Annotated in this window: 12 protein-coding genes; 8 read left to right on the top strand and 4 right to left on the bottom strand. The window is 37.5% G+C overall.

The features are described 5' to 3' along the window. The first annotated feature begins 24 nt into the window (after nt 1-24). From ACYIAR_RS02615 to ACYIAR_RS02605, 3 genes are all read left to right on the top strand, one after another. Nucleotides 25-1,164 (top strand): acyltransferase family protein, encoded by a 1,140-nt coding sequence (locus ACYIAR_RS02615; RefSeq protein ID WP_480331947.1) that lies wholly within the window; start codon nt 25-27, stop codon nt 1,162-1,164. 78 nt (nt 1,165-1,242) lie between these two features. Beyond that, on the top strand, nt 1,243-1,890 hold the full coding sequence (catA, locus tag ACYIAR_RS02610; RefSeq protein ID WP_480331945.1) for a type A chloramphenicol O-acetyltransferase: 648 nt from the start codon (nt 1,243-1,245) through the stop codon (nt 1,888-1,890). Nucleotides 1,891-1,924: 34 nt separating this feature from the next. Then, the gene (locus tag ACYIAR_RS02605; RefSeq protein ID WP_480331943.1) at nt 1,925-2,548 is read left to right on the top strand and encodes a PliI family lysozyme inhibitor of I-type lysozyme; all 624 of its coding nucleotides are present in this window, start codon (nt 1,925-1,927) and stop codon (nt 2,546-2,548) included. Nucleotides 2,549-2,724: 176 nt separating this feature from the next. Here the strand turns inward: ACYIAR_RS02605 and ACYIAR_RS02600 are convergent, their stop codons facing one another. From ACYIAR_RS02600 to ACYIAR_RS02590, 3 genes are all read right to left on the bottom strand, one after another. Further along, nucleotides 2,725-4,017, bottom strand: coding sequence for an MATE family efflux transporter (locus tag ACYIAR_RS02600; RefSeq protein ID WP_480331941.1), 1,293 nt, complete (start codon nt 4,015-4,017; stop codon nt 2,725-2,727). A gap of 263 nt (nt 4,018-4,280) precedes the next feature. Continuing rightward, the gene (locus tag ACYIAR_RS02595; RefSeq protein ID WP_480331939.1) at nt 4,281-4,847 is read right to left on the bottom strand and encodes a YdeI/OmpD-associated family protein; all 567 of its coding nucleotides are present in this window, start codon (nt 4,845-4,847) and stop codon (nt 4,281-4,283) included. A gap of 135 nt (nt 4,848-4,982) precedes the next feature. Beyond that, nucleotides 4,983-5,663: a zinc ribbon domain-containing protein gene (locus ACYIAR_RS02590; RefSeq protein ID WP_480331937.1), complete on the bottom strand. Its 681-nt coding sequence runs from the start codon at nt 5,661-5,663 to the stop codon at nt 4,983-4,985. A 196-nt stretch (nt 5,664-5,859) separates the two neighbouring features. Here ACYIAR_RS02590 and ACYIAR_RS02585 point away from each other — a divergent pair, with 196 nt between their 5' ends. Both ACYIAR_RS02585 and ACYIAR_RS02580 read left to right on the top strand, forming a co-directional pair. Next, nucleotides 5,860-6,639 carry a helix-turn-helix domain-containing protein gene (locus ACYIAR_RS02585; protein WP_480331935.1) on the top strand — a complete coding sequence of 260 codons (780 nt, stop codon included), beginning with the start codon at nt 5,860-5,862 and terminating at the stop codon, nt 6,637-6,639. A 68-nt stretch (nt 6,640-6,707) separates the two neighbouring features. Continuing rightward, nucleotides 6,708-7,325 (top strand): CatA-like O-acetyltransferase, family 2, encoded by a 618-nt coding sequence (locus ACYIAR_RS02580; RefSeq protein WP_480331933.1) that lies wholly within the window; start codon nt 6,708-6,710, stop codon nt 7,323-7,325. A gap of 156 nt (nt 7,326-7,481) precedes the next feature. Here the strand turns inward: ACYIAR_RS02580 and ACYIAR_RS02575 are convergent, their stop codons facing one another. Continuing rightward, the gene (locus ACYIAR_RS02575) at nt 7,482-9,134 is read right to left on the bottom strand and encodes an AMP-binding protein (RefSeq protein WP_480331931.1); all 1,653 of its coding nucleotides are present in this window, start codon (nt 9,132-9,134) and stop codon (nt 7,482-7,484) included. 277 nt (nt 9,135-9,411) lie between these two features. On the opposite strand from ACYIAR_RS02575, the gene hypD reads away from it, so the two are divergent. The 3 genes from hypD to ACYIAR_RS02560 all read left to right on the top strand — a co-directional run bounded on the left by hypD (nt 9,412) and on the right by ACYIAR_RS02560 (nt 13,448). Then, the gene (gene hypD / locus ACYIAR_RS02570; protein ID WP_480331929.1) at nt 9,412-11,844 is read left to right on the top strand and encodes a trans-4-hydroxy-L-proline dehydratase; all 2,433 of its coding nucleotides are present in this window, start codon (nt 9,412-9,414) and stop codon (nt 11,842-11,844) included. Nucleotides 11,845-11,860: 16 nt separating this feature from the next. Then, complete coding sequence (locus tag ACYIAR_RS02565; protein ID WP_480331927.1) at nt 11,861-12,769, top strand: glycyl-radical enzyme activating protein; 909 nt, start codon at nt 11,861-11,863, stop codon at nt 12,767-12,769. Between the two features lie 109 nt (nt 12,770-12,878). Beyond that, nucleotides 12,879-13,448: a helix-turn-helix domain-containing protein gene (locus ACYIAR_RS02560; RefSeq protein ID WP_480331925.1), complete on the top strand. Its 570-nt coding sequence runs from the start codon at nt 12,879-12,881 to the stop codon at nt 13,446-13,448. Nucleotides 13,449-13,507: the final 59 nt, after the last annotated feature.

Genomic DNA, 13,507 nt, shown 5'->3' with positions numbered 1-13,507 from the left:
TGACAAATATTAATTCTAATAAATATGGAAAAACAAGCTATGCCGAAGCGATTGGAATCGCTTGATGCCCTTAGGGGTTTCGATTTGTTCTTTTTGGTTGCGTTAGGACCATTTCTCATGTCTGTTATCAATGCCGCTGACGTGCCATGGTTGAATTCGTGTAAATGGTTGCTTTCACATCAGGAATGGACAGGATTCTCACCTTGGGATTTGATAATGCCATTATTCCTTTTTATGTCGGGAATTACGATTCCATTTGCATATTCACGTTATAAGAATGATCCGGACAAAAAGCCATTTATAAGGCGATTGGTGAAACGTGTGTTGCTTCTATGGCTCTTTGGTATGATAGTGCAGGGTAATTTACGGTCATTAGATCCGTCGCATATCTATTTGTATACAAATACACTGCAGAGTATTGCCGTGGGATATTTATTTTCTGTACTGTTTTACTTGTACACATCCAAACGTACTCAGATTATATCGTCATTTGTCTTGTTGATGATTTATTGGGCTGCAATGCAGTTCATCAGATTAGGTTCGTTTGGCGGTGGAGACTACACTCCGGATGGCAATCTCTGTGAAGGAATTGACCGTGCATTGATGGGTCGTTTCCGCGACGGGGCTGAAATGCAGAATGGAACAGTAGTTTTTGCTGTTGGTTATTATTACACTTGGATTTTAAGCAGTCTGAACTTTGTGGTGACAGTGATGTCGGGAATGTTTGCCGGATATATTGCCAAAAGTCACGAACTGGCAGAGAAAAAGAAGGTTCAGTTATTTCTATCTGTCGGAGCTGCTCTCGTAGTGCTAGGCTGGACATGGAATCTGGTGTTGCCGGTCATCAAGACAATATGGACTAGCTCGATGGTGTTTGTCAGCAGCGGTTATTGTTTTCTGCTTATGGGACTGTTTTATTATTGGATAGATTATAAAGGTCACCGCAGTAATATTACTTGGCTCAAGGTCTATGGTCAAAATTCTATCGTAGTTTATATGTTGGCTGAAACTATCAGTTTTAATTGCATAGGAGAATCTTTGCTTTATGGATTTTCACAATATCTTGGCAGCTTTTATCACCCATTGATTGTATTAAGTAATGTAGCGATTGTTTACTTTATTATGTGGGTTATGTATAAGCAGCGTATATTCTTGAGGGTTTGATAGGTTAATTGGGGAAAGTAAGAGAGTGATTATATAATGAAGACTTGCGGATAGGTCTTCATTCAAAATAGAAATTATATGTTTAAACTTATAAATAAAGAAACTTGGAAAAGAAAATCGTATTTTGATCATTATTTTAGTCAGATACGGTGTACGTATAGCATTACCGTAAACATAGACATATCAGAGGTTATATTGTTTAAAAACAAAAATCATACGAAACTTTATCCACTTTTGATTTATGTATTGACAAAAGTCGTAAATAATCATGAAGAGTTTCGTACAGCAATAAATGATAAGGGTGAATTGGGTGTATGGGATAGCATGTCGCCATGCTATACAGTTTTCCATAAGGAGAATGAAACATTTTCCAATATATGGACAGAATGGAATGATAATCTTATGACTTTCCTTGCTAATTATGAGCAGGATATCGAGATGTTTGGCTGTAATTGTGGAATAGATGCCAAGCCTAATATTCCAGCGAATACCTTTCCAATATCTTCATTACCTTGGGCCACATTTACCGGTTTCAATCTGAATATATTTGCAGATGGAAGTTATCTGTTGCCTATTTTTACTTATGGAAAATATTTTCAGCAAGATGATAAATATCTTATTCCTATTTCTATTCAAGTTCATCATGCTGTTTGTGACGGGTTTCATGTATCAAGATTTATAAATGAAATCCAGCAAATATGTAATGATATAAAAATGTATAAGTAATAAATTATTGTGCAGTTATAAAAGAATGAAGAATATGAAGAAAATAAGTTCATTTGTGTTATGTGTTTTATTGATGTCTTGTTCCTTCAGCAAAAATGAAAAAGTTTCAGATGTGACAGCTAAAGAAGATGCAGGTTCATTAAAACAGGAGGTATGTGAGGAAAGATTTAATAAAGAATTGACGTATCCTGGAAGCAAGATATCATTTAATGTTAGTGTTAAAGGTGACAGCCTTATGATTCAACCTTCCGGATTGAGTGTATCCAACGAAACATTGTGTCATGATATAACTGGATATGCGGTTGTTAATGCCGAAATAGGAGATTTGAATATTGACAGTTATCCGGAGTTGTTTGTTTATCTTACATCAGATGGAAGCGGTAGTTATGGAAAATTTATCGGATATTCTGTAAACAATGGAAAATCTGTAAGTCAGGTATATTTACCCGAAGTATCAGAAAATAATGAAATAAACAAAGGTTATATGGGACATGATGAAATGGCTATTGTTGAAAACACATTTTGCCAACGTTTCCCAATCTACAATGATGGAGACAGTAATGCTAAACCGACTGGTGGAATTCGACAGATACAGTATAAATTGGTTGATGGAGAGAGTGGCAGGATATTGAAGATAGATAAGGTTGTGGAATTTTAGTGTGTGATTTTCATTAACATAGGTAAGACTATCATATAGAAATAAATAGAACAATCAAAGAATAGGAAATAATAACCAATACCTAAAAGAGCGTATTTATAAAAATCACGTTCTTTTAGGTATTAAAATTTGGAATAGTAGATTTCTCTAAATTACTTTTAATTATGGAATTAAAACTATGAATAGTTTTTGTATTTAATATAGATGACGGAAAGTATTCCAAATAATATTACATACAAATATTCAGATGTCCAATATACAGACAGTGATGAGCTGAAATTACTTATCGTCCATAAATAAATCTGGTAGGCTATAATGGTTACAGCTTGAAAAATGAAGGTTGTACGTGTGGCACCTGTTCCTGTGACAGCATTCATATATACATAACCAGGTAATGCAAAAGCATAATTCAACAGAGCTACTGTAAATGGTAGCTGTGCTATTTGTATCATACTTTCATTATCCGAATAAATATTGAAAAGAGGATTGAAACAGATTATAGAAAGGATAATAAGAGGGAATCCCACGGCATATCCCAAACGGATAACCCGGTTACATAACGGGAAAATCTGACTCTTTTGTCCTGCTCCCAATAGATTACTTACCAATGAGCCGGTTGTTGCTGCCAGTGAATTGACTATGACGAAAAACAAGGTAGATATGCTACGTATTACATTTGTCGCTGCCAGTTCCAACTCGCCCAAGTGCTCAATAGCTACGAAGAAGGCAAACCATGAGGCTACACCAATAAACGGATTGAACATGCTCCAGATAGATACACGGCAAACGTGATGGAATATGTTTTTATTAAACTGCCAGTTCAGACCATAAACCTTTCTGTCCATTTTTCGTAAAACATGTATAGACAATATTATCAATGAGCACAATTCTGCAAATGAAGATGCTATAGCAGCACCGGCTATTCCCATATCGAAATAAAATATGAAAAGCCAATTACAAGGTATATTCACCAATACTGCGGTGAAGGCAGCTTTGTTCAAGGGCTTTGTAAGTGTGATACCGACAAGGAAAGATCGTAACGAAAGAAATGGAAAAGAAAACATTAATCCCCAAATGCGCCAGTCCAGATAGTCAATAACAGCATAATATACTTTCTCAGATGCAATCAGATTGCTCAGAATCATGGGAGATAATATTTTCGAAATAGTGCACAGTAGAACTGCTAAACCCGACAGAAAAAGTAATCCTTGAAAGAATGTCCTACCTGTTTCTGAATATTGCTGCTCGCCATTACGCCGTGCAATGACAACCTGTAAACCTATACTGAATCCGAAGCCGAGCATATAAATGGCAAGATACCAGATTCCAGCGAGTGCTGATGCCCCCAATTCTATTTCACCAACATGACCTAAGAAGATAGCATCAGTTATATTAATAAGTTGTTCGATAAGGATGCTCATCATAACCGGAAAGTTGATGAGCCATATGTTTTTATATGTATAGTTCATTGTTCAACATGATATAATACAATAAGTACTGTCAACTGGTAACATAACTTATTTGTAAAGTAATTATTTGATATAATGGCAAAATAAAGAAGTATAGGCCTGTATTATGGGCCTGTATATTAACAATAGCTTGAATTGAGAATGCTATTTATTATGCGCAGCTATATGCACAATTGCCATTTCATAGGTTGAACAATCTTTGTTTTTAATATCCTAGATACAAAGGTAATAAAAATAGAAATAGGTTAATGCTTTCCTGTATTTTATAATCTTCCGTTGTCATTCCATTCTCCGTAGAGAAGTCCTTTTCGGGTATTTTCTATGAATTTGTTCAGGCGACTTTCAAAAAGTTCGGGTTGGTTCCGCTTGATTTGGATGGTATCAATTCTTATTCGCCTATATAAATCAGGAAATTGGCAGAAGTTGTTCCACACTACCGGGTCGGATTGTAGCCTCTGTAATATATCCTTGTCTATGATAAAACCATTAGGTGACATATCCGGTAGAACGGCTCTTCCGGCATCTGTCATCAGTCCTAATCGTTCCATTCTGCGGCATCTTTCTTTATTGAGCTCGGACCAATTGCTTCTTGGCTTTCTGGGGCAAAGTTTCTGGGCTGTGACATCATCTGCTATTTTTTTTGTAGTACTGTCTATCCAGCCGAAACATAAGGCTTCTTCTACAGCATCGATATACCAAAAAGTATTGTCATCTGTAGGCCTTCCACGTTTCACGACTACCCAACATTCTTTCTCCGTTTTGTGGTTCTGTATTAGCCATCCACGCAGCTCGTTTCTTGATTTGACATCCAATAAATTATGAATTTCCATTGTCGGCCATTTTGATTTGCATTTTGTAATTTTGTCTTTTCAGTAGGAGGTTATTGTCCTAAATATTTTACTTTTTTCATAATGAATGCAAGACATAAAGAATGCTATGTCTATTCTTAATAATATGAATTTATATTACAACTTTTCGTGCGCAAATTCTCCATTAATCCAAAATGTAGCCTCTTTTCCTATGAAATGTAAAAGTACAAAATTAGGATCTGTAGGGCCATACGGAAAGTGATTGATAAGCCAGTCCTGCCACATTTCTTTTCGTATGTTATCATCAGTTATAATCTCAATGATTCCTCTCAAACCGACACTGTCACCATAGTTTGAATAACAAAGTCCGGCTTTATTGTTTAGTTTGAAATCTGTAACCTTCACTGAATTGGCAGCTGTTGCCAACCATACCTCATTACATCCTTTTGAACTGATTTTGGACATTGAAACCGGACGTGGAAATCCTTCGGCATCAATTGAGGCAATCGTAATGTCCTTACATTGTGCTAACAAGCTAGTTGCCTTTTCTGTAAGTGCTCTTTCATCTTTTTCTTTCCATCGTTTAAGAGTAGGGAAGAATTGTCTCATATTTTCCTTAGCCTGTTCCGGAGTAAGATTCCATCCTGTCTCCTTATTTATCTGTTCAGTAAATTGAGCACAAAATTCTATCATTTGGTTCATGTTAAAATCTTGTGAGAATTGTCCTTTCTGATAACAATAGGAACAATATTCATTGTTCAAACTTCCATCAGAGTTTGTTCCTTTATTTGTATCAGTGAGAGGCATACCGCAACTTTGGCAAAACTGTTGTCCCATATATTTGCTTCTAAAAATTGAGAGTTTTTATTATTATAATCTCAAAAATACGGAAATATCTTCAATGTTCATTTTTAATAGCTTAAAATATGTTCGGATAATGTTCTATTATCACTATCTTTGTTCTTGTTTTTAAGGAAAACAAACATGTTTATAGATGACAAGTGGATTCAGATTTTATAAACCATGCTAACAGTTGAGGGATTATATCAGATACTATTGGATATTTGAGAGTAACCGGCCGATCGAGACCTACACCTTCCCAATTGGTTGCCCTCAGATTATATTTCATAAAAAGTCGGCTTTATATATTCCCGAATTAAGCACGAAGCAGGATAAACTAACTATTAGTGGACAAGTTAACTTCTCGTCTCATATTAGTGCTACGGATAATATAGAGATGATTGTTGCAGTGTTTCATCCTTATGCCATGAGTACCTTTCTTAATGTTCCCACGTCTCTGTTCTATAATAGGGAAGTATCTGGTTATGGACTGGAGAATAAGAAATTAAATTGTCTAGCTGCGAGAGTCCTGGATTGTGAAGATAATGACTACTGTATAAATCTTATAGAACAATGGCTACTTTCGCAATTAAGAATCAATTCAACATCAAGACGTGAACAGTATATTGACAGGATTATGACAGTTATCCGTCAAATGTATTCTAATCCTAATATTAGGATTTCAGAACTGGCATCTATTGCCTGCCTAAGCAAGAAACAGTTTGAACGTGTTTTTCTTGCTATGGTCGGTATGAATCCGAAAGAGTATGCACGAATCGTACGATTTCAGAAATCCCTTAAACTTATGCAAAACCAACCTGAAAGTATCAGTTTAGCGCAAATATCCTATCAATGCGGTTATTCAGACCAGTCACATTTTATCCGTGAATTTAGAATATTCAGTGGATATACTCCCTTATCTCTGAAAGAAATATGTGAACCATATTCTGATCTGTTTAGCATTCCATTATAATGTCTCTTTTGTTCTATACATGCTCAAATGCTCTTTTTATTTTTGTACCTTAAATTAAAGCTACAGAAATGAAGAAAGAAATTAACCCCGCAAATACAACACGAGCATACGCATACAAGATGTGGATGCAGGCACCTATGCCAATGGTTACATTTTTCAAGACGGTAGATGTGACTAAACTTGTAAAAACTAGTAAAAAGAAAGGACTGAAATTGAATATGTTGATGTGTTGGTGTATAGGCAAAGCTGCTTCCGGAATTAAGGAATTCTATATACTTCCTGTTGGTGACAGATTGGTTCAATATGATACAATTGCCGTGAATACGATTGTAGCCAATAGAATTGGTGAAATAAGTTCCTGTGATATTCCTTTTTCAGAAAATCTGATTCAATTCAATAATGATTATCTCCAATTGACCAAACAGGTAAGAGAAAACTGTGAAAACTATGATTTAACTGAAAGTATGGTTATTGGTACCTCTGCTCTTGTGAATTATGAAATAGATGGTGCTGTTGGAATGTATAGTGGTATATTCAATAATCCATTCCTGATATGGGGAAAAATAAAAAAAACTTTCTTCAGGAAATACCTGACTATTTCATTTCAATTCCACCATACACAAATGGATGGAGCTCATGCTGCAAAATTTTTAGATGAACTTCAAATGATAATTAATTGTCTGTAATTATATATACGTATAGAATAAGTTTTTATTTTAATTAGAGTATATGAGAAAAATATTCAAATCAAATTGAAAATAATTTGACGTAATATAAAGTGAAAAAAGAGTGAGCAAATGTGCCCACTCTTTAATATAAATATAAAAATTTCAAACACCGATTTACTTCTGGTACAAATATCTCTTGATACTTCGTTTAGGAGTTTTCTCAAATTCCTTTTCCATAATTCTGAAAGATGAAACTTTGCAGTAGCGAGGTATTTCATTATTCAAAGAATAAATATTTTCCTGCATAATTTTTTCGATATTTGGATTAGCGTTGGAACTGGCTTTCTTTATAGCTTCGTAGTCCGGATATATGAGGGCGACGAGCTTTTCGTTTTCGGAAATAACAAGAGATTCGACAACGAAGTCTTTGTTGTTGAGTTTGTTCTCTATTTCTTCAGGATAGATATTTTGCCCGTTTGGACCAAGAATCATGGTCTTGCATCGTCCTTTGATGTAGAGGACGTTGTCTTTGTCGAGCAGTCCAAGGTCGCCGGTTCTCATCCATCCGTTGTCCAGCATTACTGCTTTAGTAGCTTCTTCGTTCTTGTAATATCCCAACATGGTGTTCATTCCTTTTACAAGGATTTCTCCGACTTTGGTATTTGGATTTGGGTTTGCAATTTTTGCTTGCATCCTGTCCACGATTTTTCCGACAGAGCCAGGCTTGAACACATCCCACTGGGAATATGAAATCAGCGGACCGCATTCAGTCATTCCATATCCGACGGTGTATCTGAATTTTATTTCACGAAGGAAATTCTCAACATCTTTGTTTATTGCAGCACCTCCGATAACAATTTCTTCAAATTCACCTCCGAAGAATGTATTTATTCTTTCGCATATTTTCTTTCTTATGATATCCTTTACAATAGGAAGTGAAAGAAGGAGCTTCATATGAGGTTTTTCGATTATTGGGAAAATATTCCCTTTGACCATTTTTTCAATAATCAACGGAACAGCAAGTATCAGGCGTGGCTTGATGTCTTTCAATGCCTGTTGTATGATTGCCGGACTAGGCAGTTTGGTGAGGAAAAAGATATGACAACCTTTGTTGATTGAATTCAGCACTTCAAAAGCAAGTCCGTACATATGCGCCATTGGGAGCATACATAGTATATTGTCGCCCGGATTTATGAATTCCAGATTATCTTCAGCGAATTTGGTGTTGCTCCATAGGCTGCGGAAAGGAATCATTACTCCTTTGGAGAGGCTTGTGGTTCCGGAAGTGTAGTTGAGCACAGCCAGGTCTTCATTGTCTTCTATGTGATAGGATACATCTTCCGGACTGAATGACGGGAATTTTTCGGCAAAAAGTTTCTCCAAGTTGTCATATGTCCTGTGTACTTCATCGTTGGCTTTCAGTAGAGTGAAATCGTCGAGCTGCATGATAAGTCCCACATTGGGGATTAGCCCTGTGTCCAACGATGCATAGTTGGCTGCAGAAATCATAAGTGCCTTTGCCTCGGAATGGTTGATAATATTATGTATGATATCAGGAGTGAAATCATGAAGTATGGGAACAGCAACAGCTCCATATGTGAGGGTCCCGAAGAATGTTATAGCCCAACGGGAAGAGTTTCTGCCAACTATGGCTACTTTGTCTCCTTTGTTGATACCTGCAGATTTGAGTATTATATGAAATTCTTCAATGTGTCGTGCAAAATCTTTATATGAATAAGTCAGGCCTTTGTAGTCGGTGAGTGCTTCCAATTCCCAATGGGCGCGCACGCTTTTTTCAATGAGTCCTAAAAATTGCTGTTCTCTCATATTATATAGTTTTTAATATGTGAAACTTCTTTTTATATAAACATAAAAATGTTGTGAATTGTTTTAACAAATTTAGTGAAGTTTTGGCATATAATGGAGCATTGTGTACTTGAAAAAATATCTGTGTTGAACAACATACTTTTTTATTGATGTAAAAATTACATTTTTGTTTGAAAAATAATTCTCTATTTGATATTTTTGCGATGATTAAAAAGTTAAAGTTGTATTTGGACTGTGTATCCCAATGAATGCACATCCGAAATAAAAATATCATATCATGGAAACTAAGACCGCACAGCGTGCGCCACAAAGCGCTTGTAATTTTGAGCCATCCGCAAATGTCTGCGGAATGAATGATCGAATCAAACGTTTGAGAAAAGAATCATTTGATGCTCAGCCTTCATTGTCTATCGAGCGTGCATTGATAGAAACAGAGTTCTATAAGGAGAACTATGGTAAATATCCTATTCCTATCCTGCGAGCAAAGAATTTTTATGAAATATGCCGTTTGAAGACAATCTATATCGGTGATGATGAACTTATTGTTGGTGAAAGAGGACCGCGTCCAAAAGCTGTGCCTACTTTCCCTGAACTGACATGCCACAGTGTGGAAGACCTTCATGTGCTGAATACACGCGAATTGCAGAGATATACTATCTCTCAGGAAGATATTGACAGATACGAACGTGAGGTTATTCCTTATTGGAAAGGACGTACACAGCGCGAGCGTATTTTCGGACACGTTCCTCAGGAATGGAGAGCGGCATACGAGGCCGGACTATTCACAGAGTTTATGGAACAGCGAGCTCCGGGTCATACTGCTATGGATGGAAAGATGTATCGAACTGGTTTGCTTGATTTGAAGAAACGTATTTCAGACGAGCTTGACAAACTAGACTTCATGAATGATCCTGAAGCTACAGATAAGCAGGAAGAATTGCAGGCAATGTCTATTTCTTGCGATGCTGCTATTCTGTTTGCTGAGCGTCATGCAGACCTTGCTGAGAAAATGGCTAAGGAATGCAGTGACCCTGTGCGTCGTGAAGAACTTTTGAAGATTGCTGAAGTTTGCCGTTGGGTTCCGGCACATGCTCCGCGTAACTATTGGGAAGCTATTCAGATGTATTGGTTCGTTCATCTTGGTACAATCACCGAGCTTAATGGATGGGATGCTATGAACCCTGGACACTTTGATCAGCATTTGGCACCTTTCTATGAAAAGGGAATTGCTGACGGATCTCTTACACGTGATAAGGCTAAGGAGTTGATGTCATGCTTCTTTATTAAAGTGAATAACCATACTGCACCTCCAAAAGTGGGAATTACTGCCAAGGAAAGTGGTACATATAATGACTTTACAAACTTGAATATTGGTGGTGTGAAGGCAGATGGTTCTGATGGTACAAGCGAAGTTTCATACATAATGCTTGAAGTTCTGGAAGAATTGCACCTCTTGCAGCCGGGTTGCTCAATCCATATCAGCTCTGTAACTCCGGATAAGTTCCTGCATGCAGGTTGTAAGGTAATCAGACAGGGACATGGTTATCCATCTGTTTTCAATCCTGACGTTTATGTTCAGGAACTGCTGCGCCAGGGAAAATCTTTGAAAGATGCTCGTGAAGGTGGATGCAGCGGATGTATCGAAGTTGGTGCATTCGGTAAGGAGGCTTATCTTTTGACTGGTTATCTGAATGTGCCGAAAATTCTTGAAGTAACGCTTAATAACGGTATGGACCCGGTTACAAACATTAAAGTTGGTATTGAAACCGGTGATCCGCGTAATTTCAAGTCTTATGACGAATTGTATGATGCATTCTTGAAACAGCTGCATTTCATCATTGACCAGAAAGTGCGTGTAAGCAACTATATCGACAGAATGTTTGCAAAATATGCTCCGGCAACATTCCTTTCATTGTTCATCGATGACTGTATTGCTCGAGGCAGAGACTATTATGATTGTGGTCCAAGATATAATTCTACATATATTCAGTGCACAGGTCTTGGAACAACAACCGACTGCTTGTCTGTGTTGAAAAAGCATGTATTTGAAGACAAGAAAATCGAGATGTCTACATTGCTTGATGCTGTTGCAAAGAACTGGGAAGGTGAGGAGAAATTGCGTCAGTTCATAGTGAACAGAACTCCGTTCTTCGGAAATGATGATCCTTATGCTGATTCAATCGCTGTGAAGGTGTATGATGATTTGGTTGATGCAATAGATGGCAAACCTAATACGAAGGGTGGATGTTTCCGTCTGAATATGCTTTCAACAACTTGCCACGTGTATTTTGGCCTTGTGCTTGGTGCTAGTGTGAACGGACGATTTGCGAAGAGATCTATTTCCGATGGTACGTCACCATCACAAGGTGCCGATACTCACGGACCTACAGCTGTTGTGAAATCTTTGGGCAAGCTTGATCAGATAAAGAGTGGCGGAACATTGCTTAACTTACGTTTCTTGCCTAGCTTGCTGAAGAAAGACAGCGACATAGCAAAATTGGCAAATCTTATAAGAAGTTATTTTGCAATGGGCGGACATCATGTTCAGTTCAATATTGTTGATACTCAGACTCTGTATGCAGCTCAGGAAAGGCCGGAAGACTATAAAGACCTTTTGGTGAGAATGGCAGGATATAGCGACTATTTCAACGATATGAATGCCGATTTGCAGGGCGAAATTATTTCACGTACAGAAAATGAATCTTTCTAAATAAAGGAATTTGGCTATGAGCCTGATTTTTGATATAAAGCGATATTGCATTAATGACGGTCCCGGAATCAGGGTTACTATTTTTATGAAAGGCTGTCCGCTGCATTGTGTATGGTGTCATAATCCGGAAGGTATAGCTAATCATAAGGAAAAGCTTTATACAAAGAAAAAATGTATTGGTTGTCAGTCGTGTGTTGAGGTATGCCCTCAACACGCGCTGAAGCTGACTCGTGACGGGATTGTTACTGACAAGTCATTGTGCGTTCTTTGTGGCAAATGTGTTGAAGAATGTCCGACGCTGGCTATGGAAATGTCAGGAACTGAATATTCACTGGATTATCTTACTGAGCAGATGCGTAAGGAAATTCCTGTGATTGACGGTTCAGGTGGCGGTGTCACATTCTGTGGCGGCGAGCCACTTATGCATCCGGAAATGCTTCTTGCTCTTTTGGACCGTGCTGCGGGACTTGGGCTTCATCGTGCTGTTGATACGACTCTTTTTGCCCGTCCGGAGCTGGTGAAACAGGTGATGAGCAATTGTGAGTTGTTTCTGGTGGACTTGAAACTGATGGATTCGGAGAAACACCGTTTCTATTGCAAAGTTCCTAATGAACTTATTCTTTCAAATATCAGTATGGTGTCGGAGGCAGGTCATCCGTTCTTTATCCGCATTCCGCTGATTGAAGGTGTGAATGCCGACGAAGAGAATATCACTAAATCTGCTGATTTCCTGGCTTCGCTTCCTAATCCGCCGGAAGTGATAAATTTGCTTCCATATCACGATATAGGAAAGAATAAACATGAGAAACTGGGCACAGTTTATAATCCCGACAATATTCCTATGAGTGCTCCTTCGGAAGAATGGCAGCGTCATTGTCTGAATATATTCAAGGACAGAGGATTGAATGCCGAAATTGGAGGTTAATTAACTTCCGGTAAATTTGCCTTACTTCAATTATTTGATATTTATAGCACGGAGATACTATATTTGTATCCCCGTGTTTTTTGTTTTAGCAGGATTAAGAAGTTGCTTTATGGAGAAAAATGAGATTTATATAAAGAATATGGTTTGCCGAAGGTGTATAATCATTGTTTCGAATCTTTTCAGGGAAAATGGTATAATTCCGTTGAATGTTGATTTGGGAACAGTTACGCTTACTGAACCGTTGGAGGAAGAAAAATTCAAGTCAATCAGGCATCAACTGGAGGAATATGGTTTTGAAGTTATTGATGACAAGCGTATGCGGTTGATGGAACAAATCCGAGTAGGTGTGATTGAATATATCCGCAATCCTGAATATTCTGAAAATATGAATCTTTCTGATTATTTGCAGGAGAAATGCCATAGAGAATATAGTGCACTTAGCAAATTGTTTACGGAAATGAAAGGTGTCAGTATTGAGCGATATTGCATTGCTCAGAAAATAGAGCTTGTAAAGGAATTGCTAGTGTATGATGAATTGTCGGTAAGCGAGATTGCGGACAAACTGCATTATTCCAGTGTGGCTCATCTGAGTGCACAGTTCAAATCTATTACCGGACTTTCACCGACTAAATTCAAGCTTGCAAAGGAAAGGAAACTGAAACCACTTGACGAGATATAAATCATATCCATAAATATATAACAGCCCTGTTTCTGTCTGATAATATCTTTGTCCGCAAA

Source organism: Parabacteroides sp. KHUB-01 (assembly GCF_056640935.1).
The sequence above is the reverse complement of the archived record's forward strand: the minus strand, read 5'-3'. Positions and strand labels throughout refer to the sequence as shown.